Annotated in this window: 19 protein-coding genes; 10 read left to right on the top strand and 9 right to left on the bottom strand. The window is 63.1% G+C overall.

The genetic code is table 11. The features are described from left to right. Positions 1 to 207 precede the first annotated feature (207 nt). The 4 genes from ACE03M_RS04765 (at position 208) to ACE03M_RS04750 (ending at position 3,782) form a co-directional block, all read left to right on the top strand. Positions 208 to 1,224, top strand: a complete 1,017-nt coding sequence (locus ACE03M_RS04765; protein WP_235350957.1) for a glycosyltransferase — start codon at positions 208 to 210, stop codon at positions 1,222 to 1,224. Further along, positions 1,221 to 2,768, top strand: coding sequence for a hypothetical protein (locus ACE03M_RS04760; protein ID WP_485932935.1), 1,548 nt, complete (start codon positions 1,221 to 1,223; stop codon positions 2,766 to 2,768). Before ACE03M_RS04765 ends, ACE03M_RS04760 begins: the two co-directional genes overlap by 4 nt. 70 nt (positions 2,769 to 2,838) lie before the next feature. After that, positions 2,839 to 3,351 (top strand): GtrA family protein, encoded by a 513-nt coding sequence (locus tag ACE03M_RS04755; protein ID WP_485932934.1) that lies wholly within the window; start codon positions 2,839 to 2,841, stop codon positions 3,349 to 3,351. A gap of 68 nt (positions 3,352 to 3,419) precedes the next feature. Then, a complete protein-coding gene (locus tag ACE03M_RS04750) occupies positions 3,420 to 3,782 on the top strand; it encodes an iron chaperone (RefSeq protein WP_485932933.1) in 363 nt (120 codons plus the stop codon). A gap of 113 nt (positions 3,783 to 3,895) precedes the next feature. On the opposite strand, the gene ACE03M_RS04745 is transcribed toward ACE03M_RS04750, so the two are convergent. Both ACE03M_RS04745 and ACE03M_RS04740 read right to left on the bottom strand, forming a co-directional pair. Next, a complete protein-coding gene (locus tag ACE03M_RS04745; protein WP_485932932.1) occupies positions 3,896 to 4,678 on the bottom strand; it encodes an ABC transporter permease in 783 nt (260 codons plus the stop codon). Next, on the bottom strand, positions 4,675 to 5,655 hold the full coding sequence (locus ACE03M_RS04740; protein ID WP_485932931.1) for an ATP-binding cassette domain-containing protein: 981 nt from the start codon (positions 5,653 to 5,655) through the stop codon (positions 4,675 to 4,677). Before ACE03M_RS04740 ends, ACE03M_RS04745 begins: the two co-directional genes overlap by 4 nt. A gap of 77 nt (positions 5,656 to 5,732) precedes the next feature. Between ACE03M_RS04740 and ACE03M_RS04735 the strand changes: the two genes are divergently transcribed. Further along, positions 5,733 to 6,512 (top strand): TetR/AcrR family transcriptional regulator, encoded by a 780-nt coding sequence (locus ACE03M_RS04735; RefSeq protein WP_143924287.1) that lies wholly within the window; start codon positions 5,733 to 5,735, stop codon positions 6,510 to 6,512. A gap of 127 nt (positions 6,513 to 6,639) precedes the next feature. On the opposite strand, the gene ACE03M_RS04730 is transcribed toward ACE03M_RS04735, so the two are convergent. Genes ACE03M_RS04730 through ACE03M_RS04715 form a run of 4 tightly spaced genes read right to left on the bottom strand, consistent with a single transcriptional unit; the run spans position 6,640 to position 11,435 of the window. After that, positions 6,640 to 7,905, bottom strand: a complete 1,266-nt coding sequence (locus ACE03M_RS04730; RefSeq protein WP_485932929.1) for a DUF6716 putative glycosyltransferase — start codon at positions 7,903 to 7,905, stop codon at positions 6,640 to 6,642. Next, positions 7,892 to 9,049: a hypothetical protein gene (locus tag ACE03M_RS04725; RefSeq protein WP_485932927.1), complete on the bottom strand. Its 1,158-nt coding sequence runs from the start codon at positions 9,047 to 9,049 to the stop codon at positions 7,892 to 7,894. The genes ACE03M_RS04730 and ACE03M_RS04725 overlap by 14 nt, the downstream gene beginning before the upstream one ends. Continuing rightward, positions 9,046 to 10,464, bottom strand: coding sequence for a polysialyltransferase family glycosyltransferase (locus ACE03M_RS04720; protein WP_485932925.1), 1,419 nt, complete (start codon positions 10,462 to 10,464; stop codon positions 9,046 to 9,048). Before ACE03M_RS04720 ends, ACE03M_RS04725 begins: the two co-directional genes overlap by 4 nt. Further along, positions 10,464 to 11,435: a glycosyltransferase family 2 protein gene (locus ACE03M_RS04715; protein WP_143924285.1), complete on the bottom strand. Its 972-nt coding sequence runs from the start codon at positions 11,433 to 11,435 to the stop codon at positions 10,464 to 10,466. Before ACE03M_RS04715 ends, ACE03M_RS04720 begins: the two co-directional genes overlap by 1 nt. A gap of 226 nt (positions 11,436 to 11,661) precedes the next feature. Between ACE03M_RS04715 and ACE03M_RS04710 the strand changes: the two genes are divergently transcribed. After that, positions 11,662 to 13,479, top strand: coding sequence for a polysaccharide pyruvyl transferase family protein (locus ACE03M_RS04710; protein ID WP_485932924.1), 1,818 nt, complete (start codon positions 11,662 to 11,664; stop codon positions 13,477 to 13,479). Positions 13,480 to 13,676: 197 nt separating this feature from the next. Here ACE03M_RS04710 and ACE03M_RS04705 read toward each other — a convergent pair whose 3' ends face one another. The 3 genes from ACE03M_RS04705 to ACE03M_RS04695 form a co-directional block, all read right to left on the bottom strand. Continuing rightward, entirely contained in the window at positions 13,677 to 14,564 is an 888-nt protein-coding gene (locus ACE03M_RS04705; RefSeq protein WP_143924283.1) for an N-acetylneuraminate synthase family protein, read from the bottom strand. Beyond that, positions 14,561 to 15,940, bottom strand: coding sequence for a cytidylyltransferase domain-containing protein (locus ACE03M_RS04700; protein WP_485932922.1), 1,380 nt, complete (start codon positions 15,938 to 15,940; stop codon positions 14,561 to 14,563). The genes ACE03M_RS04705 and ACE03M_RS04700 overlap by 4 nt, the downstream gene beginning before the upstream one ends. A 166-nt stretch (positions 15,941 to 16,106) precedes the next feature. After that, entirely contained in the window at positions 16,107 to 18,185 is a 2,079-nt protein-coding gene (locus ACE03M_RS04695) for a dolichyl-phosphate-mannose--protein mannosyltransferase (RefSeq protein WP_485932920.1), read from the bottom strand. Between the two features lie 174 nt (positions 18,186 to 18,359). Here ACE03M_RS04695 and ACE03M_RS04690 point away from each other — a divergent pair, with 174 nt between their 5' ends. The 4 genes from ACE03M_RS04690 (at position 18,360) to rsmI (ending at position 21,290) form a co-directional block, all read left to right on the top strand. Further along, on the top strand, positions 18,360 to 19,001 hold the full coding sequence (locus tag ACE03M_RS04690; RefSeq protein ID WP_143924281.1) for a DUF4190 domain-containing protein: 642 nt from the start codon (positions 18,360 to 18,362) through the stop codon (positions 18,999 to 19,001). 228 nt (positions 19,002 to 19,229) lie between these two features. Beyond that, positions 19,230 to 19,697 (top strand): DUF4190 domain-containing protein, encoded by a 468-nt coding sequence (locus tag ACE03M_RS04685; RefSeq protein ID WP_485932919.1) that lies wholly within the window; start codon positions 19,230 to 19,232, stop codon positions 19,695 to 19,697. An 88-nt stretch (positions 19,698 to 19,785) separates the two neighbouring features. After that, entirely contained in the window at positions 19,786 to 20,256 is a 471-nt protein-coding gene (locus ACE03M_RS04680; RefSeq protein WP_485932918.1) for a DUF4190 domain-containing protein, read from the top strand. Next, complete coding sequence (rsmI, locus tag ACE03M_RS04675) at positions 20,256 to 21,290, top strand: 16S rRNA (cytidine(1402)-2'-O)-methyltransferase (RefSeq protein ID WP_485932917.1); 1,035 nt, start codon at positions 20,256 to 20,258, stop codon at positions 21,288 to 21,290. Before ACE03M_RS04680 ends, rsmI begins: the two co-directional genes overlap by 1 nt. Positions 21,291 to 21,368 lie beyond the last annotated feature (78 nt).

The raw sequence follows: 21,368 nt of genomic DNA, 5'->3' as shown, positions 1-21,368 counted from the left end.
GCCCCACCTTCGCGGGATCGATGGACAACCTCGGTGGGGAAGTGACGGGAGTGTGAACGTTGGGGGAAGCTGGGGGAAAGCAGCGGCGCAGTTCGCGTTCTCGTAACCTCACCGTCACTTCGCGCCCGTATCCCTGAGTAGCTAAGGCTCATGGCCGCTTGCTGTCTCGGCACGGTGGTCTGGCGAGGACGACGATGGGAATACCGCATGCTCGAGGACACCACCAGGATCGCTGCGATCGTCCCCTGCCACAATGAGGAGATCACGGTTGCGACGGTGGTCAACGACCTGAAGAAGGCTGTCCCCGGGATCACCGTCTACGTCTACGACAACTGCTCCACCGACCTGACCTCGCAGAGAGCCGCCGAGGCGGGCGCGATCGTTCGCAAGGAGAACTCCCCGGGCAAGGGCAACGTCGTCAGGCGTGCCTTCGCCGATATCGAGGCCGACATCTACGTGATGATCGACGGCGATGACACCTACGAGGCCTCCCACCTTCCCGAGATGATCGAGACCCTGGTCTCCGGGCCGTATGACCATGTGCTCGGGGTGCGCCAGGACAATCAGGAGTCCACCTCCTACCGGCCCGGGCACGAAGCCGGGAACATGATGTTCAATCGGCTCACCGGGTGGCTGTTCCAATCCCAGGTCACCGACATGCTCTCCGGCTACCGGGTGTTCTCCCGCAGGTTCGTGAAGTCGTTCCCCGCTATCAGCAAGCGCTTCGAGATCGAGACGGAGCTGACCGTGCACATGATGTCGTTGCGTCTGCCCAGCACCGAGGTGCCCATCGACTTCCGTGACCGTCCCGATGGCAGCGAGTCCAAACTCTCGACGTTCAAGGACGGGTTCCGCATCCTCGGCCTCATCTCCGCCCTGGTCAGACACGAACGGCCGAGGCTGTTCTACGGTGTCATCACCACGATTCTGGCCGCATTGTCACTGCTGTTCGGGTTGCCCGTGGTCTGGGAGTTCTGGCAGACCGGACTGGTGCCCAGGTTCCCGACGGCTATCCTCGCCGCTGCCCTCATGGGACTGGCCTTCCTGCTCGGCAGTGTGGGACTGACCTTGGACGGTCTGCGCCGTGCCAGGCGTGAGACTTCGCGGTTGGCCTACCTGGGGTTACCGGCGGTCAGTGTGCCTGAAGCCAGCACCTCGGAACTTGACCTGCCGCGTCAAACTGTTCGTCAGTCGCCAGCAACGAGGACCTCGCTCGCCTCATGACGGCACCGAAACCAACGAAGCTGCGAGGCTTCTTCGCCTCGGCGCTTGCCTGGGATGTCTTCCTCGCGCTGCTGACACTCGTGCCCTCCCTGGTCTTCATCAAGCTCTTCCTCCCGGGGCGGGCCAATGTCGACATCGGCAACCAGTATGCCCAAGCCACGGGCGATATCCCGTTCTCCGACTGGCACCCACCGGTGATGAGCGCCGTGTGGCGAGTTCTCATCAGCATCACCGGTGCAGCCGGAAGCCTGTTCGTCCTGCAGGTCGTCATACTCGCATTCGCCTGCTGGGCCCTCGGCGTGATCGTGCACCGGTGGGGAGCACCTCGGTGGGTGTCGCTGGTCGGGCCGGCGATCATGGCCACCCCGTGGGTGATGTCGCAGATGACGACGATGTGGAAGGACACGCAGATGGCTGTGGCCATGCTGCTGGCCGTGGTTCTCCTCATCATCACCCGGTTCATCCCGAAGACGTGGCTGCTCTGGATTCCGGCTCTGGTGCTGCTCGTGTATGCGTTCGGACTGCGGAAGAACGCCATCTTCGCCATCGTCCCGATCGCCGTCTATTTCGGTTATCTGTTGGTCAAGCGGCTGCGCAGCAGTCGACGCTTCGCCACGTTCGCAGGAGGGGCCGGTGCCCGGTTGGCCGCACGGCGAGGCGTGGCCACGGCTGTGGCCTCTCTGCTGGTCCTCATCGTCCTGGGCGCGGGCCTCAAAGCCACGGATGCGGCCATCGAATCGCAGGAGGACGTGGCGGCCACCGGTCAGATCTCGCAGATCTTCCTCGACGACGTCATGTTCTCCGTGCCCGACGGCGATCTCCAGGCCTCAGACGCGCCAGCCGAGCTCAAGGACAAGATCAGCACAGCTCGAGACAAATGCTTGGAGAAGGGCGAGATCTGGGACGCCTACTGGAACTGCTACGGCAAGGGCGCAACAGGGAAAGATTTCGAACCGATCGCTCACCAGGATGAGCTGAAGGACCTGTGGTTGAGCGAGGTCATCACCCACCCGCTCCGTTATGTCGAGTACCGATCCGCCGTATTCTCCTTCTACTTCTTCTCTTCGGCTCTCGAGTATTGGCCCGCCGAGTGGCACTTCGACGCGGCGAAGGCCGGTCTCAAGCAGGCGGGCGTCAAGGCCGACTACATCGTCAAGCCCTATGTCGAGGACTTCGCACTCGACACATTCCCGATGCTGTTCAAGCCCTGGTTCTGGACCCTTCTCGCGAGTCTCCTCCTGGTCTTCGCTTTCCGCGCTCGAGCCCGGCACGCGACGTCGGTGGAGGCTGTCGGGGCACGGACCTTCTGGCCGGAGATCACGATGCTGTCCACCTCGGCGCTGTTCTATGTGTTCGGATACTTTCCGATCGTCCCGTCGAACCATTTCCGGTACACGTTCTGGCCGGCGCTCGCCGTGACCACCGCACTGCTGTTCGTCCTGGCGATGTGGCGGGCTCGGCGAGGTTCGGCAGCCCAGCGAGCACCGGCAGCCCGGCAGTCACCTGCAGCCACAGACGCTTCGGATCAGGGGAAGGCCCCGTGATCGCTGGGCACGCCGCGATCGAGGACATTCAGCGAGTCCGAAACCTGGCCGATTAGACTCGGTGACTGTAATGAAAGAGTCTTTGTCGGCCCGTGTGCGGCGCCTCGCGGCGGAAGCGTTCAAGTTTCTCACTGTCGGTGGTTTGGGATACATCGTCGACGTGGGACTCTCCAACGTCCTCGCCTACGGACTGGGATCGATCCCCCCGGTGCTCGAGGGCAGCCCGATCAAGGCCAAGATCGTCTCCACCATCATCTCGATGGCCGTCGTATGGATGGGCAACAGACTCTGGACCTACGGGGACCGGACGACCGGTTCGAATCTGCGCGGCATCTTGCTCTTCGTCGCCGTCAACATGGCCGGAATGATCATCACCGTCATTCCGCTGGGCGTGACCTGGTACCTGCTCGACATGCGTGATCAGCTGACCTACAACATTTCGACCAATATCATCGGCGTCGGCCTGGCCATGATCTTCCGCTTCTACGCCTATCGGACCTGGGTATTCAAGGAAGCAACGCCGGCCGCCGAGGTGGTCGTGGAGATGGACGAACCGAGCACCGTTCCCGATGATCGTCAGTAGGGTTGCAGCGCTGACTTCACTGACGCATCGTTGCTTGCGGGGATGACAACGAACAGAGGGAATTTGTGATGAGCGAAAAGGCGATGACCGTCGACGAGTATCTTGATGGTGTTGATCCGGCGTTCCGAACGCAGCTGCAACGGATTCGTGAGCTCGTGACCGAGCTCGTACCGAGTGTTGAAGAATCGATGAGCTACCGCATGCCGACCCTGAAGTACAAAGATCGTGCATTGGTGTACTTCACTGCTTCGAAGAAGCACATGAGCCTGTTCCCGTCGTCATGGGCGATCGAAGAATTCAAGGACCGACTGGAAGATTACAAGACCACTGTGCACGCGATTCAGTTCACGCTGAGAAAGCCGCTGCCGACCGACCTGATCGAGGATCTCGTTATCTTCCATAAGCGCCAGATTGATGAGGACCGGCGGTGATCAAGTCCTGGAGGGCCGACGACTGCGGGACTCGGAGGCCGTCCCAGGAAATTCACCATCTCGGTGGAGATCGTCGCGACGCGACAAGCTGAACGCTGGTGGTTCGTTGACGATCATTTCCTCAGCCGCCGGTAGGCCCGAGCGGACAGCGGCATGAACACGGCAGTGATCACCAACGGCCAAGCGATGGCTGCCACGATCCCGTAGTCGGCCAGCCACCCGCCGGTCATTCCGGAGGGATTGCCGAACAGCTCGCGAACAGCGGTCGAGGTGGCCGAGATCGGATTCCATGTCGACAGCGCTCCAAGCCACGAGGGCATGAACTCCGGGGCGACGAAGACGTTCGAGAGGAACCCGACCGGCCAGACGAGAACCTGCACAAGCACGGTCGCTCCCTCATTCCGCCCCGCAGTGAGCCCGAGGAAGATGCCGACCCACAGAACGGCGAAGCGCAGCCACAGGAGCAGTGCCACTGCGACCAGTGCCGCCAGCGGCGAGTTCGTGGCCCGCCACCCCAGCAGCAGACCGCCGATGATGAGAATCGCGATCTCGACCATCGAGCTGACCGTGTCTGCGCCGACTCGTCCCAGCGAGACAGATGCGTCACTGATGGGCATCGACCGGAAGCGGTTGGTGATCCCCTTCTTCGCATCAGCCGCCATCGTCGTCATGGTGGATTCGAGTCCGAACATCATCGCCAGCGTCATCATGCCCGGCAGCAGGAACTGAATGTAGTCGCCACCACCGGGCAATTGGATGGATCCGCCGAAGATGAATGCGAACATGAGCAGCAACATGATGGTGAACAGCAGGCCGAAGATCGGTGACCACGGTTGACGCACCCAATGGGCGAGGTCTCTGCGGGTGAGGATGAGGCCTTCTCTGACAATGTTCATGCATGCTCCTTCTCGGTCAGGGCGAGGAAGACCTCGTCCAAAGTAGGTCGGCGCAGGATGATGTCGTCTGCGATGACTCCTGCATTGTCGAGGCGGCGGATGACCGTGCTGAGATCACGCGAGCCGTGTGTCGCAGGGTAGGTGACGACACCGGTCTCCTCGTTCAGATCAATCTCGCCAGCCTCGTCGTCTGCTGCTCCGGTGCGCAGTGCATCGCGGATGGCCCGGGCCTTGGCCTCGTCGCCTCCGGTGATCTCGATTCGGTCACCTCCGCGCTGCTGTTTGAGTTCGCTCGGGGTGCCCTCGGCGATGATCCTGCCCGACTTCATGATCGAGATCCGATCTGCCAGAACATCTGCCTCCTCCAAATACTGGGTGGTCAGCAGTACGGTCGTGCCGCGGCTGGCGATCTCGCGCACAGAGTTCCACACATCTGTGCGCCCGCGCGGATCGAGACCGGTGGTCGGTTCGTCGAGGAAGAGGATCTCGGGGTCAAGGACCATTCCCACGGCGATGTCGAGGCGTCGACGCATTCCTCCCGAATAGGTGCTCACAGCACGGTCCGCCGCCTCGGTGAGGGAGAACTTCTCAAGCAGCTCATCGGCCCTCGATCTGGCGTCACGGCGAGAGAGTCCGAACAGCTGGCCGAACATCACAAGATTCTGGCGGCCGCCGAGGACTTCATCGAGGGCTGCGCTCTGGCCGATCAGTCCGATGCGCCGGCGTACCTCGGTCGCCTGGGCGCTGACGTCGAAGCCGACGACCTCTGCGCTGCCTTCGGAGACGTCGACGAGCGTGCTCAGGATGTTGATCAGTGTCGACTTCCCAGCTCCATTTGGTCCGAGCAGGCCATGGATCCGTCCTGCTGGAAACTCAATCGAGAGTTCGTCGAGAGCACGCATCTTGCCGTAGGTCTTTATCAGCCCCGAGGCTCGCACTGCCGGACTTCCCAGGTGTCGTTCGCCTGTTTGGCGCATTCCGATTCCTAACTAGTAACACTGTACGGAATTGTTCTGGTTGAAACATTGTACACCGCACGGAGTAGACTGCAAGAATGAATTCCGAAGCCGACTCGCAACGGTTCGATCCGGAGAGTGCCGACGTGGTCCTGCGCCTGCTGTGGCGTGAGCATCTCGACGTGGAGCAAGGCCGGCGCGGTCCGCGGCGGAAGCTCAGCGTCGATCAGGTCATCGATGCCGCGATCGTCCTCGCCGACGCGGAAGGACTTGAGGCGCTCTCGATGCGCAAGGTCGCCGAGGCGGTCGGAGTCTCGGTCATGACCCTGTACAGCTACGTGCCGCACAGATCCGGTCTGATCGGGCTCATGGTCGACAAGGTCATCGGGCTCAGTCCGCAGCCTGAGCATTCGGGGTCGCTGGCGGACCGGGTGCGCACCTTCTCGGGGATCCTCTGGGACGAGTATCACCGGCATCCGTGGTTGGTCGATACACAGTCACACCGGCCGTGGATCGGACCCGGGATCTCGGCCCGCTATGAATGGGCGCTCGAGGCCTTCGAGGGCACCGGACTCGACGACATCGCCATGGACCACACGGTCTCGCTCATCGAATCGCTTGCCTCGGCCAGCGCGGCCGGCAGCATCAATGCGCAGAGGCTCATGGCCGGTTCGGGTGTGAGCGACCTCGAGTGGTGGAGCGCCAATGCTCCACTGCTGGAACAGGTGATGCCCGCAGGCTCATTTCCCATATCGAGCAGGGTGGGGTCAGCTGTGGGGGAGAAGTACCAAGCGGTGACCAGCCACAGAGCGATCTACGAATACGGGCTCGAGACCATCATCCTCGGTGTGGAGACTCAGTTGCAGAAACGTGCCTGAACCTGCCGCGCTGGTGCCATCGACGCAACGGCGGAGCTTCGAGACTCCGGTGCGTGCACAGTGCTGTGGGGGCTCCACCGTCGTATCGACGCGCAGTGGCTAGGTGGCCCCGCGCCAGCTGGCCTTGTCAGCGCAGCGTACGCAGTTTCCGGTAGGCGCGGACGACTGAGGTGGGGGCCAAGGTGCGCAGCTCGGCGCGGATGAGCAGACGCTTCTGCTTCCATACGGCGCTGCGCCGGTTCGGCAGCTGACATGCCCGGGCACGCGTGGCCAGCAGCTCCAGATGGTGACGGAGTCTCCCGTCATCGGAATGGAAGTAGTTCTGAGCCAACCACGCCGAGGTGGGAAATCCGATGGACCCGGCCGCAACCTCGGCGAGGGTGCCGGTGGCACCGGAATCGGCAAAGGCTTCGTTGAGCAGATCTCTGTCGTAGCCGAAGTCGGAGATCAGCAGGGTGGGAACACCCCGGTCGAAGGACTCCAGCGCGGCCGTCGATGACACGGTGACCAGGGCGGCACCTGGCACGAGGAACTCATCGAGAGGACCATAGCCGAGCCCGATGCGCTCTGCGCCAGGCACACCCTGTACACGCAGGGAGTCGAGGATGTCGACGTAGGAGTGCTGTTCGTGATGAGTTTCGTGTTCACCGGGCCTCGAGCGCATCTTGATGACCGCGTTCGAGTCTGTGTGACGGGAGGCGAATTCGGCGAGGGCGCGAATGATCGCCTCGCGATCTTCCAGCGACTCGGGCACCTTGGCCTGCGGAGCGAATACCAGTGTCTGGGGGACTTCGGTGCGCTTGAGTGGCACAGAACCATCAGCAATGACGGGGGAAGCAGCTGCGGCGGCACGCTGAGGCACTTCGGGTGAGCGCAGCATCGGCAGGCGGGCCAGGTAGATCTCGCACGGCACCTGAGTGAGCGCGCTGACCTCGGTGTATTGGGCCACCTCGGCGAAGGAATGGGTGATGAACCCATCCATCAGACGGCGATAGTTCATGCCTTTGGTGCTGGCTGGAAGCCCCATGCCGGGCAGGCCCGAGATCAGTGCCGGGCGGTGCTTGTGCATATGCGCGGTGAGGAAGAGCTGGGCGACGATCGGTCCGGTGGCAGCCCCGAGCACGATGTCGGCGTGATGGTCGGCGATGATGCGGGCCAGGTCGGTGCGTGTCACGACGGGGATCGTGCGACCGGCCCAGGCGGTGCCGGCGATGGCATGGGTGATCTGCTCTGGGGTGGGCAGGATCGGGCTGTCGATGAGATAGACATGGGCCTCGACGCCGGGCAGGCAACTCAGCAGCTGAGTTGCCCATTTGAGGTAGGACTCGCTGTCGGAGATGGAGACGATTCGGATTGGTGCGTCTGAGCGCGATGGTGGTTCAGGTATCGACATCTGCCTTGACCGATTGGGCGTTGAGGGACTTACGCAGACTATCGGCTGAGGCACCGGTCCACCATTCTGCCGGAATCTCGGTGACGGAGATCGTCACGTCCGGGTTCAGCGTTGCCAGGGAGATCGCTGCGGTGCTGGGCAGGCTGCGGATGGTGGAGTTCGGCGGCAGGTTGACCAGGCGCAGTTCGATCGGCAGACCGACGTGTTTGATGCGTACTCGCTCGTCACGGCTGAGCTCGGCGAGGAACTCGTCGGTCTCGCGGCGGTGCGGGTAGTAGGTGATCGGACCATTGGCCATCAGTTCCTCGAGCCAGGCACGGTAGGAATCTGCGTGGATCAGCCCGTCGGCGACCAGGGCCGAGCCGATGACAGGGTTGTCCCGCGGGTGGCTGCCGCCGGTGGGCAGGGTCTGCAGGTGCTCGAACTTGTGGCGGGTGATCTCCGCACCAGTTTTGAGGAAGGCCTTGCGCATGGCCTTCGAGACCGGCAGTGCGGTGTGCCAGCGCAGTTTGCCTACCGGTGCCAGCCCGCGCAGACGGTCCGCGACATGTGCGGACATGATTGCGCGGGAGGCCTTGAGCTTCTGCCTCGGACGCACAAGGGGTCCACGTCTGGCGGTGAGGATTTCGATGGTCGAATAGGTGGCCAGACCGTCATCGAGGATGACGATTTCAGGCATGCGACGCTCCAGGTAGGCCAGCGCAAGGGCCTTGTGGACCTGCCCTGAGCAGGCGTCGCCGATGTAGATGCGGTCGAAATTCTGTCTGCGCAGGATTCCGGGCTTGGCTCCGACACGTTCGAGGGTGATGTTCTCCGGCAGCCATGCGGAGTCGAAGGCGTCGAGGAACGAGGTCATGCCCTTCGCGTTGGCGCGGGCCCGAATCAGCAGGTCCTCAGCGGGGTCGTGGGCCTCGAGAGCGGAGAGGAACTGCAGGGGAGACTCGACGAAGGCGATCGAAGCGAACAGAATCTCCTTCGCCTTCTTCGTCTTCTGTGCGGGGGCTTGCGCATCCTGCGTGATAGTCATGGTGACCTCGTCTTCCTTCGGGTCTGACTTCTTCTCAGCTGACTTCTGCTTATCCGACTGCTTCTTGCTCGGCTTCTTCTTAGAGTCCTTCTTCGCCGAACCCTTCTTGGACATCATCGGTCCGGCTCCGATCTGAGTTTCATACTCAGCTTCGAGTTCAGCGTCGACTTCACCTTCGGGACGAGCTTCGGGGTGTCGATGGAGATCCCGTAGGTCTTCAGGGTGTGCTGAGCGCGCTTCGCCTGCGTGCGCAGACGCCGCTTGGCCGAGCTGAGCCCCTTGCGATGCGCTGGAATCTCCAGTTGTCCGGGCAGGTCCAGCTTCGACAGGCGCTTGCGTTTGAAGTACTTCATGTCCTCACCGCCGACGGCCGATTCGAGGAACTCGATCGCGTTGTCCCGCAGGTAGGAAGCGGTCTCGGACTGCATGCAGTAGGTGACGGCGTCGATGAGCGGGCCCAGGTCCTTCAGGGCATATCCGCCCGAGTGCAGGGCATCGACGATCGTCAGCGGGATCCGGTTGCTGTTCTGGTACGGAGCCAGGACCTCCAGCATCATCGAGGTGCCGATCGCGGCCGTGGCGGTCCCGAACAGGGCACGAGCGGTCGCGAGTCCCGTCGAATAGCAGGACACGACGAGCTGCGGTCGGGTGGTGGCGATGACGATCTCGGCCAGCAGGGGGACATCGGCGAGGACGAATTCCAGTCCCAGTTCGTGGCTGCGCTGGCGCAATGGTTCGATCGTCGTCCGCGCCGAGGTGGGGTGGGGTTTGAAGATGACAGTGGAGAGTCCGCGAGCCTTGACCTCATCGATCATCTGCAGGTGCAGATCCAGCTCCTCCTCGGCGGTGATGAGGTCGATCTGAGCGAGGTACTGGCCGAGGACCATGGCAGCGTCGGGGATCGGATCGGCGAGATGCGCCGCCGCCAGGTCCGGAGCCACCTCGGCGGCCATGTCCTCGATGACCGATTTCAGATCCGCAGCCGGCAGGACCACACGATCGGGGGAGTGCTCGGCAAGCTGACGTGGGGTGATGCCCGGCAGAAGATCCGTGTAGTAGATCGTCGACAGCCGCTGGTACTGCGGCAGGGACAGCGGATTGCGGATCGGGCCGTAGCTCATCAGCCCATCGGAGTGCACCGAGATCCTCGCCGTGGTGAAGATCTGGGTGAGCACACCGGCCGGATGACCGGGCAGGGACTCGACGATGAGATCGATGGGCTCGTCATCGGCGATCGCCCATCCCGAGCGCAGTGAGCGCTGCATGAGCGGGGCACGTTCGCCGGAGATGCCGAAGGCCTTCGGATGGTTGGGCCAGATGGTGGCGTTCCAGTCGATGATGAGATCGAAGTGGGTCAGCAGGCCGGCCGAGCCGGGCATGTCATCGGCGGCCGGGGTCAGCTCGGGGGCGAAGGAGTTGTTGGCGATGACGAGGATCCGCCGCTCCTTCGCCTCACCGAGGCGTCCGGCGCGGATCAGGGCAACGATGTTCGCGAGTTGGTACTGGGTGGAGATCTGGATGATCTGGGTCATCAGCGGGCCCTCCTGACGATCGACTCGATCACGGGCAGTCGGTGCTCCCCGTAGTTGTGCAGGGCCTGGTCGATGATGTCGTTGTCGACGCCCTGCAAGGTGTTCACCGCACCCACGTTGAGCTTCGACCTGACCTCGTGACTCATCGAGGAGCCGCGGTTATGGATCTGGAAGTAGAGGATGGAGAGGAAGTTGCGGACGGCCTTGCGTTCGAAGCGACGGAACTCCGGCTTCTCCTCGAGCATCGCGAACACGGAGCGGAAGGCGGGGATGAAGTCGAGCTGACGTTCGTCGAAGATCGCCGTCAACGAGGTGGCGCTGCCCTTGCGATAGCACAGGCCGGCGGTGTCGACGACGGCGAAGCTGTCGGTCTCGAGGTGGTGGCGCCAGGTCCAGGGGCGATCCTCGCAGGTCCGCAGTGCCGGGTTGAACTCGAGTAGGCCCCGCTGCGCCATGGACCGGGAGTAGATGCCGGTCCAGCACTCGGGGAAGTCGACCATCGTCGAGGCATCGTGGGGGAGGATGAAATCCCTGGGATTGAGCGCCGTGTTGTGGGTGAGGCAGGGGGCCGTGCGCAGTTTGCGTTTGAACCCGTTGACGATGAGGTAGTTGGTCTTGACGAAGTCCACGCCCAGACCTGTGATCGAATCTGTCAGGGAGCGCAGATGGCCCGGGGCGTACCAGTCGTCGCCGTCGAGGTAGGTGATCGTCTCACCTGTGGCAGCTTCCAGCGCGCTGTTGCGTGCTGTGGAGACGCCGCGTGACTCCGTGTTGTGGATGGTCACCAGGTTGAGGAGGTCGGCGAATTCGGCAATGACTCCCGCGGTGTCATCGGTGGACCCGTCGTTGACGACGATGACTTCCAGTTCGTCACGGGTGAAGCGCTGGTTGACCAGGCTCTTCAGGCTCCCGCCAATCGTTTCCTCGGCGTTCTTCGCAGCGATGATGACACTGACGACTGGGACTGTCATTGGGTCCTTTCGCGGTGGTGCTCTTCTGTCATGGAGCTCGTCGCGTGCGCTGGTGCATGCACGTGTTCTCCTGGGCGGACGGGCTGTGTGGTTCGCATTCGATTGATCGTAGAATTCCTAAGCGAACGGTGGGTTGCGCCGAGGTTGACGGTTCAGACAGCGCGAATTCACCCGGCGTTCGCTTGCCGCCCACGATCACGTTGTCGACCACTCATAGCCTGATGTGATGCCGAACCTGAAGCTGTTCCACTTCGACATCCCGACCTGGGGAAACTATGGCGACAAGGCCCTGTTCCCCGTGGTCAGAGACGCTTTCCGAGTGATGGGCACGGGTGGTTCGGCCGCCTCAGGTTCCTCGGGGCAGTCGGTCGGAGAGGTCGATTTCACCTCGGCGGCAGCCCTGCGACGCGAGGTGGACATGGCCCTGGTCGAGCGGATCAATTCATCGGCCGATGCCGTGGTCATCGGCGGTGGCGGACTGTTCCTCCAGGACACGAACCCGAATCGGCTCTCTGGCTGGCAGTGGAAGATCTCCGCCGAGGCGCTCGCCGCCATCGAGGTCCCGTTGATCGTCTATGCGCTCGGCGACAACCGGTTCCCCGGCCAGCCCGAATTCGACGAACTGATGCGCACCCATGTCAGCCAGGTCCTCGACCAGTCCGTGTTCTTCGGCCTGCGTAACACCGGCAGCATCGAGACGATGTCCCGGTTCCTCGGTATCGAAGAGGACGGTATGGGGGAGTCGTCGAATTCGAGGACTGACTCGATTCGCTTCCAACCCTGCCCGACGACCATCGCGGGTCTGCTCTACGAACCTCTGCTTGGTCGACGTCCCGATCCGAGCCAGAAGGTCCTGGCCATCCAGATGCTCGTTCATCCGCGCCAAGAGGCTGCCGGCTATGACGCCGAGGTGATCCACCGGGCAACGATCGAAGCCGCCCGCACGCTTGTGGCCAAGGGGTGGACCATCCTCAGCGTTCCCTTCCATCCTGATGACGCCGAGGTGTCGCAGCAGTTGATTGCCGAGGTGCCCGAAATCGAGGAGGTCAGGCTATATGGCTCCGACGTCGGGTTCTTCGCCGGCTTCGACCTGTTCGCCACAATCCCCTATGTGTTGGGCGGTCGCGGGCACGCGCAGATGATTCCGTTCGGAGTCGGCTCGATCCCGATCTCCCTCGACCTGCACGCCAAGCTGGGCTACTTCGCACACGACATCGGGCACCCGGAATTCGTCGTGCCGGTGGGGCAGGAAGGAATGACGGCGGAAAGTGCGGGCGAGGACAGTGATGGCACCGGCGTCAGCGGCGACGCTGTCAGCGGCGACGTCGCACGGCGGGTACAAGCTTTGGCCCAGGGGATCGTCGACACGATCGAGCACGCCTACGCGCAGGGCAATGACCTGCAAGATGACCTCGCATCGACGCGGCAGAGGCTCTTCGACATCACGGCAGAGAACCACGCCGATATCCACGATGCGCTGCGGCCCGCGTCGGGCACTGGACGACAGGGGACAGATGCGGAAAGCCTCGGTGTCGGTGTCGGTGCGGATGTGGGGCACTTTCCCGCGGATGCCGGGAGCCCGGGCGCAGACGTGGATCTGCGTACAGGCTTCGACATCCGAGCCGAGGAATTCTACCTCGCGGCAGTCGCCGAGGCTGAGGAGTTCAGCACCGCTCAGACGCGAGAACTCTCGAAGATCCGTCGCAAGCACAAGCAGAAGCTCGACAACGCCGCCACGCAGCGTAAGGACCTCGAAGCTGATCGCAAGAACCTTCGACATGACCTCAGCCAGAAAGAAGCTCAGCTCGAGCAGCAATCTGCTGAGCTCGCCGCCCTGACCACAGAACTCGATGCTCGAACAGCTGAGAAGAATCGTCACGCCGGCGAGGCAGCCGGACTGCGGAAGCGGCTCGAGAAATCTGATGCCCAGCTCAGGTTGGTCACGGACCGTACAGCCACCGCCGAAGCGAAGGTCCTCGTCGACAAGACGGCGCATGGGCTGGCTTGGAGAGCGCGGAGAATCAAGCGCAAGTTCGGGCGCTGAAGAACGGCGCGCCTCGGAAGACGGAGCCGGCGATCATCGCCCGGCCTAGGCTCCCGTTGACAAGGAACCCGGTGCTGAGGCGCGGACACGACAACGGCCCCACCACCTCGCCGAGGTGGTGGGGCCGTTGTCAGCTGATCAGGTCAGAGCGCGATCAGACCAGCCGAGGATCAGGTCAGATCAGACGCTGATCTTGCTCAGACGCTGACCTTGCGGAGGGAATCGATCTTCGACTCTTCGCCCGGCATGACGCGCTTCTCGCCGTCGCCGAAGGCGGTTTCGAGGACGCGCACGCCCTTGACGAGCGAGGTGAACTCGCGTGGTTCCATCGAGGCGGACTGGTCCGAGCCCCACATCGAGGAGTCGAGGGTGATGTGGCGTTCGATGGTCACGGCGCCCAGTGCCGCGGCGGCGAAGGAGATCTCGAGGCCCAGCTCGTGGCCGGAGTAGCCCACGGGCACACCGTAACGCTCACGCATTGCCGGGATTGCCTTGAGGTTGACCTCTTCGGGAGGCAGCGGGTAGGTCGAGGTGGCGTGCATGAGGACGAGCTTGTCGCGGTCGAAGACCTCGACGGCTGCATCGAGCGTGGCCCAGTCGGACATGCCAGAGGAGCACAACACGGGCTTGCCGGTGGCGGCGATTGCACGGAGGAGCTCGAAGTCGGTCAGCGAAGCTGAGGCGACCTTGTAGGTCAGTGCGTCGAACTCGTTTTCGAGGAAGTCCACGGAGTCAGTGTCCCAGGGGGAGGCGAACCACTGCAGACCGACTTCCTTGGCGTAGCGGTCGATCTCGGCGTATTCTTCCTGGCCGAACTCGACGCGCCACTTGTAGTCGAGGTAAGTCATCTCGCCCCAAGGGGTCGAGCGCATCTTCGACTTCTGGTGTTCGGGCACAGCCACATCGGGATTGCGCTTCTGGAACTTCACGGCCTGGGCACCGGCGGTGACGGCGACATCCATGAGCTGCTTCGCGATCTCGACGTCGCCGTTGTGGTTGATGCCGATTTCGCCGATCATGTACACGGGCTGATTCGGGCCGACGAGGTGATCTCCGAAGGCCACGGGGGCGAGTTGATCAGTCATGAAACCTGCTTTCGATTGGTACGCAAACTTGCTGCGTGATTCGTGAGCAACGGCTGTTGCTGCTGGATGGATGGTCGGTGAGCATTGGTGTGGTGTGAGTCGGAGTCCAGTACGGATGTCAGGCCCCGCGTCGGCAGCTGCTGCGTTGCCTGGTCGGGCACGGGAATGAGGTCGCAGACTTCGCGGACCGCTCCCTTTCCGCCGGGCCGATCGAGGACTACTCGAGCCGCTGCGAGCACCTTGGGGTGGGCGTCCGCGACTGCGATGGGCCAGCCGACGACGTCGAAGGCTTCGAGGTCGTTGATGTCGTTTCCGACGTAGGCCACTCGGGTTGCGTCGAGGCCCTGTTCCTCGATCCACGACTGCAGGACCTTCGATTTATTGTCGACGCCCTGGGTTACGTCTACGTGAAGTTTTTCCGCCCTGCGGGTGACGACTGGGTTGCGTTCCTTCGACAGGATCATGACAGGCAGTCCTGATCTGACGAGGCGTGAGACTCCCATGCCGTCGCCGCGATGGACGCGGACCTGTTCGTTGCCGTCCTCGTCGACGTAGGCACCGTCGTCGGTGTGGACTCCGTCGAAGTCGGTGACGAGGGCGTCGACGTCGATGACCTGCGCGGTCTCCTGCGTGGAGGCGATCGCGCGGACCAGTGACAGGTCGGACATGTCGTCGATTTCGCGGGCGTGCTCGGGTGGGACCTCTTCGATCGTGACGCGGCCGAAGAAGCGGTGCTCGTGTTCGATCAGGCCTTCGGTGCGCATGACGTAGAACGCGCCGGTCTCGTTGTAGTGCTTGGCACGGTCCTGGCGGCGGGGCCGGAAGCTGGCTTCGTGACCGACGGCGACTGCCGAATTGCCGTCATCGAGGCGCCACAGGAACGAGTGGTCCTCGACGGCGGAGAACACGACGTCGGCGTCCCCGTCTCGCACGGCGGCGATCGCGTTGTCGATCGAGGCTGAGTCGATGAACGGCGAGGTGCACTGCATGAACACGGTGGTGTCGAATTCCTCGCCGAGGTTGGCCAGCGTGTAGATCAGGGCCGATTCGCTGGTCGCGGTGTCACCGGCGATGTCAGCGGGACGGTGGCACACCTCGGCGCCGGCGCGAATCGCCTCTGCGGCGATGCCCTCATGATCGGTCGAGACGACCACGCGGTCGATGCTCGGTGTTGAATTGGCTGCGTTGATCGCGCGCGCAAGAAGCGAGACCCCGGCGACCTTCTGCAGGTTCTTCAGCGGAATTCCCTTGGAGCCGCCCCGGGCGGGAATGATCGCCACGGCCCGATGCGGCCGTGCTGCGCTCTCATTGTCAGCGGGCGCTGTGGCCACGCGATCGGTGGGCGCTGGGGGAGTCAGAGTCGATTGGTAGTTCACAATGATTCGACGCTAACGACGGCATGTGGCCCCCAGGTGAACGAGCAATGTCGCACAGGCGACGCCTTCGTGGCGGGTGTGTGTCGAGGTGCCGTGGGGCCGGGTTTGTCGCCCGAGGCGGGACTGAGCGGTCAGCGCCAGGTGACGCCGGAACAGCTGGGAGCGGTCAGCGCCAGGTGACGTTCCACATGCGGTTGTTCCAGGCGTCGAACGGAATGACTTCGCCGGTGTAGACCGGCCAGAAGTAGGCGAAGGCCATGATCGCGGCCACAAGGATGAGCCCCACGGCCATCCGACGGCCGAACAGGGACCAGGGGATTCGCGTGCCGCGACCGGCGAACACGAGGCCCCGCGGTTTGGGCGCGGAGTCGAAGAAGCCTGCAGGGTTACCCGCCGCCGTCGGGGCCGCATTCGCAGCGGTGGGGACTCGGCCCCACAGCAGCGTCAGGCAGTAGGTGTACGCGAGGACGACGAAGGGGACCATGACGATCGTGTAGAAGGTGAAGATTGTGCGTTCCTGGTAGGCGAACCAGGGCAGCCACGTCGCGGCGAGTCCGGCCAGGATGACTCCGGCGCGAACATCTCTGCGGATGATCCAAGCGATCAGCGCGACCAGGATGGCGATGGGCGCCAGCCCCCAGATGACCGGATTGCCGAGCGAGGTGATCGCCGCAGAACAGTGCTCAACCGCGCAGCCCATGCTTCCCTGGTCAGGGGATTCGTAGTAGAAGGAGGTCGGCCGCCACTGGACGATCCACCCCCACGGATTCGACATATAGGGGTGTTCCGAGTCGAGGCCGACATGGAACGAATATGCCGTGTAGTGGTAGTGGGCCAGAGACGGGAGCCACAGCAGCCAGTCCGGCAGTGCGCTCCACCAGCCGCCGTTCTCGAACGCCCACTGCCGGTCCCAGGCATCATCGGATCGGATCCACCCGGACCACGTGACGACATAGGTCAGCAGCGCCACGGGCACGAGTTTGATGAACGCAGGAATGCTGTCGCGGATGAGCATGCCCAGCCAGGGGTGGACGGTCCCGGAGCGGTGGCGCGAATGCACGTCCCAGGCGACGACGAGGATCCCGAATGCGGCAACGGCATAGAGCCCCGACCATTTCACTCCCATTGCCAGACCCAGGCTGATGCCTGCGGCGATGAGCCAGGGGCGCACGCCGAGGCGGGGCCCGAAATTGATCAGGTCCTTGCTTCGCGATGGGTGACGGTCGCGACCGCGGACGGGAAGTCCCGCCGAAGAGGTTGCCGACGAGTCGCCGGACGAGGCGGGTGGCGCCCCGGCGGACTCAGGGGGCCGGGCGGCGGCCTCGGAGGACTCAGCGTTCGGGGCTGCCGGCGAGGCTTCGACCGCCTCGGCGGGGGTGCGCCGTTCCGAGGCGGGAGTCAGAGAGTACGAGCGCGATCGGTCCGGGGGAGCGACCGACGCTGTGAAACGGGCGAGGCGCTTCGTGACGAACTCTCGGTCGAGCACGATGAAGGCGAAGGCAAGGAGGACGAAGGCCATGAGGATGATGTCGAGCAGACTCGTGCGCGAATGCACGAAGTGCTCACCATCGATCGAAAGCAGGCCAGCGGCCACACAGGCGAAGAACGCGGAGCGGAAGAGCTTCCACGCGATGAAGCCCATGAGGAAGATCGTCAGGGTGCCGACGATGGCAACGGAGAACCGCCAGCCGAAGGAATCGTCGGCGCCGAAGAGGTGGATGCCGGCACCGATGATCCATTTGCCCAACGGCGGGTGGACGACATATTCAGGAGTGGACTCGATGACGCTCGGGTCACCGGCGTTGAAGGAGTCATCGGCATTCTCCGGCCAGGAGCGTTCGTAGCCGAACTTGAAGACGGAGTAGGCGTCCTTGACGTAATAGGTTTCGTCGAAGATCAGACGGTGAGGGAAGTCGAGATTGAAGAGTCGGAGTACACCACCGATAGCTGTGATGATCAGCAGGGCCGGCCACATCCAGACCGGTGCGCGAGTCGCCCACATTCCGGCGCTGAAGGTGCGCCTGCGGATGGCAGCGGCATTGGCGCGGATCGATTCGCGCCGGTCAGCACGACGTTCCCGGGCGATGAGCCTGGCGGCAGGCGAAGCCGTTGCAGACGAGGGTGCGTCGGTTACCGGAGTCGTTGGGGATGAGGGGGAGTCGGTTGGGGAGTGTGTGGGGTCGGTGGACTCATCCGCGGGGTCAGTGGACCACCTCGGCGCCTGGGGATCTTCGGGTTGAGTCATTATCGTCAAGTTTAAGGTCCGGGGAGACGCTTCTTCCCATCTGGTCCTCAGGGTGAGTCGTTCATGTGGGCCGGGAGATCGGCGCGAGCGGCGGGTTGGGGACGTCGGTGTATTGTCGTTCGGGCCCTTGGGACGACTAGGGTAGTCATCAACAGGCGGCAAACGAATGAAACGGTGAAGAGCGTGTCATACAACCCGAACTATCGCCCGAGCGATCCACCACAGGTCGGATCCCAACAGTTCAACAATGGGTACGGCGCGTCACAGCCGCAGACGGGGTACGGCTCAGGCCAGTATCAGGGCCAGGGTCAGTATTCGAACCCGAACCAGTATTCGAACCCGAACCCGTATCAGCAGACCCAGTCCGGCCCAGCGGTCTACAGCCAGCCGGGCACGTATGGTTATAGCCAGCCGGACGCGTACGGGTACAGCCAGCCGGCGGGATACAGCCAGCCGATGACCTACGGGGCACCGATGATGGTGCGGCCAGCAGTGAACACCCTGTCGGGCTGGGCGATGTGGATGGGCATCATCGGGCTCGGCGGCGGCTTGGTCTGCAGCATCCTCTCCCTGGTCCCTGTCATCGGCATATTGTTCTCAATCGTGGCGATGTTCCTATGGATCGCCCCGATCCTCGCCGTCATCTTCGGCCACGTGTCTCGCGGCCAGATCAAGAGAACCGGCGAAGACGGCCGAGGCCAGGCCACCGCAGGGCTGGTCATGGGCTACATCGGCATCGGCTTCGCTCTGCTGATGATCGTCGTCTTCGTCGGCGTTCTGGGTCTCGGATTCCTCGCTGCCGGGATGGGCTACTGAGGGAACGTCAGGATCGTATTCTGGGGAACCAAGTGCTGGGAAACCGACTTCTGGAGGCACAGCTCATGAGAATCCATTTTCTGCCCCGACACCGGTGGTGCAGGATTGCAACAGGTTCGGCCCCGTCGGAACTGTGCGGCTCGATAGCGTTGTAGTCAGACGCAAGGGGAGCATCCCTTCAACAGGGCTCATCCCATGAGCAGCCACAGCAACAGGAGCGAACCAGATATGTACACTCGGCAACTGTCCGCCAGCGGCAGCAAAGCAGCTTCGGGTCATTCGGCAATTGGTGGCTACTCAGGCTATTCCGCCTACCCACAGTCGGCCGCATACGGACCCAAGCCAGGGTTCGGACCCAATCCAGGATTCGGACCCGCCCCAGGGTTCGCGGGCCCCGTCACGTACATCTACCAGCCGATCGCGCCGACCAACACGGTGGCGATCATCGCCATGGTGTTGTCACTTGCAGGGGCCATGACGTCCTTTGTCCCCGCAGGCATCGCGGGGATCGTCATGGGCCATGTCGCTCGCAGACAGATACGTCAGCGGGGTGAACGGGGAGACGCGATGGCGCTGACCGCACTCTGGGCAGGCTACCTCGGTGCTGGATTCTGGCTGATCTTCTGGGGTCTCTACATCGGGGTCATGGTGCTGGCAATCATGGCGGGCGTTGCTGCTGAAGAAGCGAGCTACTGACTGAACTGAGACGCATCTGTAACAACCTCATCTTTTGTCCCAGAGAACGACTCGGTACCGTTGTAGGCATACGCAAGGAGATCGCGCCATGAGCAGTCAGAACAACTGGAACAATCCAGACATGTATTACCAACAGCCGCAGTCGGGCCCCGCAACGGGCAGCGGCTACAACAATGCGAATGCCAACTACGGCGCTGCAAGCTATCACCCCAACGCCGCATATAACCCCAACGCCCAGTACACCGGTGGGGCACCAGGGGCGGCCTACGCCTATCAGCCGCTTCCTCCTACGAACACTCTGGCGATCATTGCCCTCGTCGCCTCGATCTTCGGAGTGATGAGCAGCATCTTCCTCGCGGGCATCGCCGGAATCATCATGGGCCATATCGCCCGGAAGCAGATCCGGCAGTCAGGTGAACGCGGAGACGGTATGGCCGTAGCCGCGCTGTGGGTCGGCTACGTCGGCACCGCATTGTGGGTGCTGTTCTGGGTCGGCTACGTCGGAATCATGGTTCTCGTCTTCGGGGCCGCTATGATCGGTGCGGGGTCGGCCGGTTGATGTCCGGAAGACCGGACGCCGACGCCACTCATGACAACGCCGCCGAGGATCACACCGCCGCCGAGGATCACGCCGCCACCGACGATCACGCCGCCGCCGACGATCACGCCGCCGATGATGCAGACTCATCCCTGGTTGTGCAGGAGGACGCGGACGAGGTGCAGGTTGAGTTCGACCCAACGGGTCCTGACCCAGCCTCAGCCTCAGCCGGCGGCAAACTCGTCCTAGTCGGGACTCCTATCGGCAACCTCGGCGATGCGAGCGAGCGCATGCAACGCGCCATCGCCGGCGCCGATGTCATCGCAGCCGAGGACACTCGCCGTTTTCTGTCGCTGACGCAGCGTCTGGAACTCACGCACACCAAACGTGTCATCAGTGTCTTCGACCACAACGAACAATCTCGCGCGCCCGAGCTGGTCGAACTCATCCGCTCCGGCCAGACCGTCGTCCTGCTCAGCGACGCTGGTATGCCGGCTGTTTCAGATCCCGGGTACCGCGTCGTCAAGGCATGCGCGGAGGCCGGACTTCCTATCACTTCCACACCCGGACCGTCAGCCGTGCTCATGGCGCTGGCAGTATCCGGGCTGCCCAGCGACCGATTCAGCTTCGAAGGCTTCCTGCCGCGCAAATCCGGGGCACGCAAGAACCTCCTCGAGGAGCTGCGCGGTGAGAAGCGGACCATGGTGTTCTTCGAAAGCCCCCACCGTATCGCCGACACGATGGGTGACTTCCTCACGGTCATCGGGCCAGATCGACCGATGAGCATCAGCCGCGAACTGACGAAGACCTACGAGGAGACCCTGCGCGGCACCGTGTCCTCGCTGCGCGAACTTGCAGCCGACGGACTGCGCGGGGAATTGACCCTCGTACTCGCCGGAGCAACCGCGGTCGAGACGGCACCAGAGGACCACCTCGACGCCGTCGGTGAACTCGTGGAGTCAGGAGTGCGCGCGAAAGATGCCGCGGGGCAGGTCGCGAAGCAGTTCGGACTGTCCAAACGTGAGATCTACGAGGCCTGGCTGCACCGGGAGTGAGGCCCGAGGGCCCTCCGAGTTGCGCGTATGAGGGTGTGGATAGATCCGAGCACCGTGTTCCACAGTCGAAGTCAGATT

Source organism: Brevibacterium sp. AGC70, from assembly GCF_057334195.1.
The sequence above is the reverse complement of the archived record's forward strand: the minus strand, read 5'-3'. Positions and strand labels throughout refer to the sequence as shown.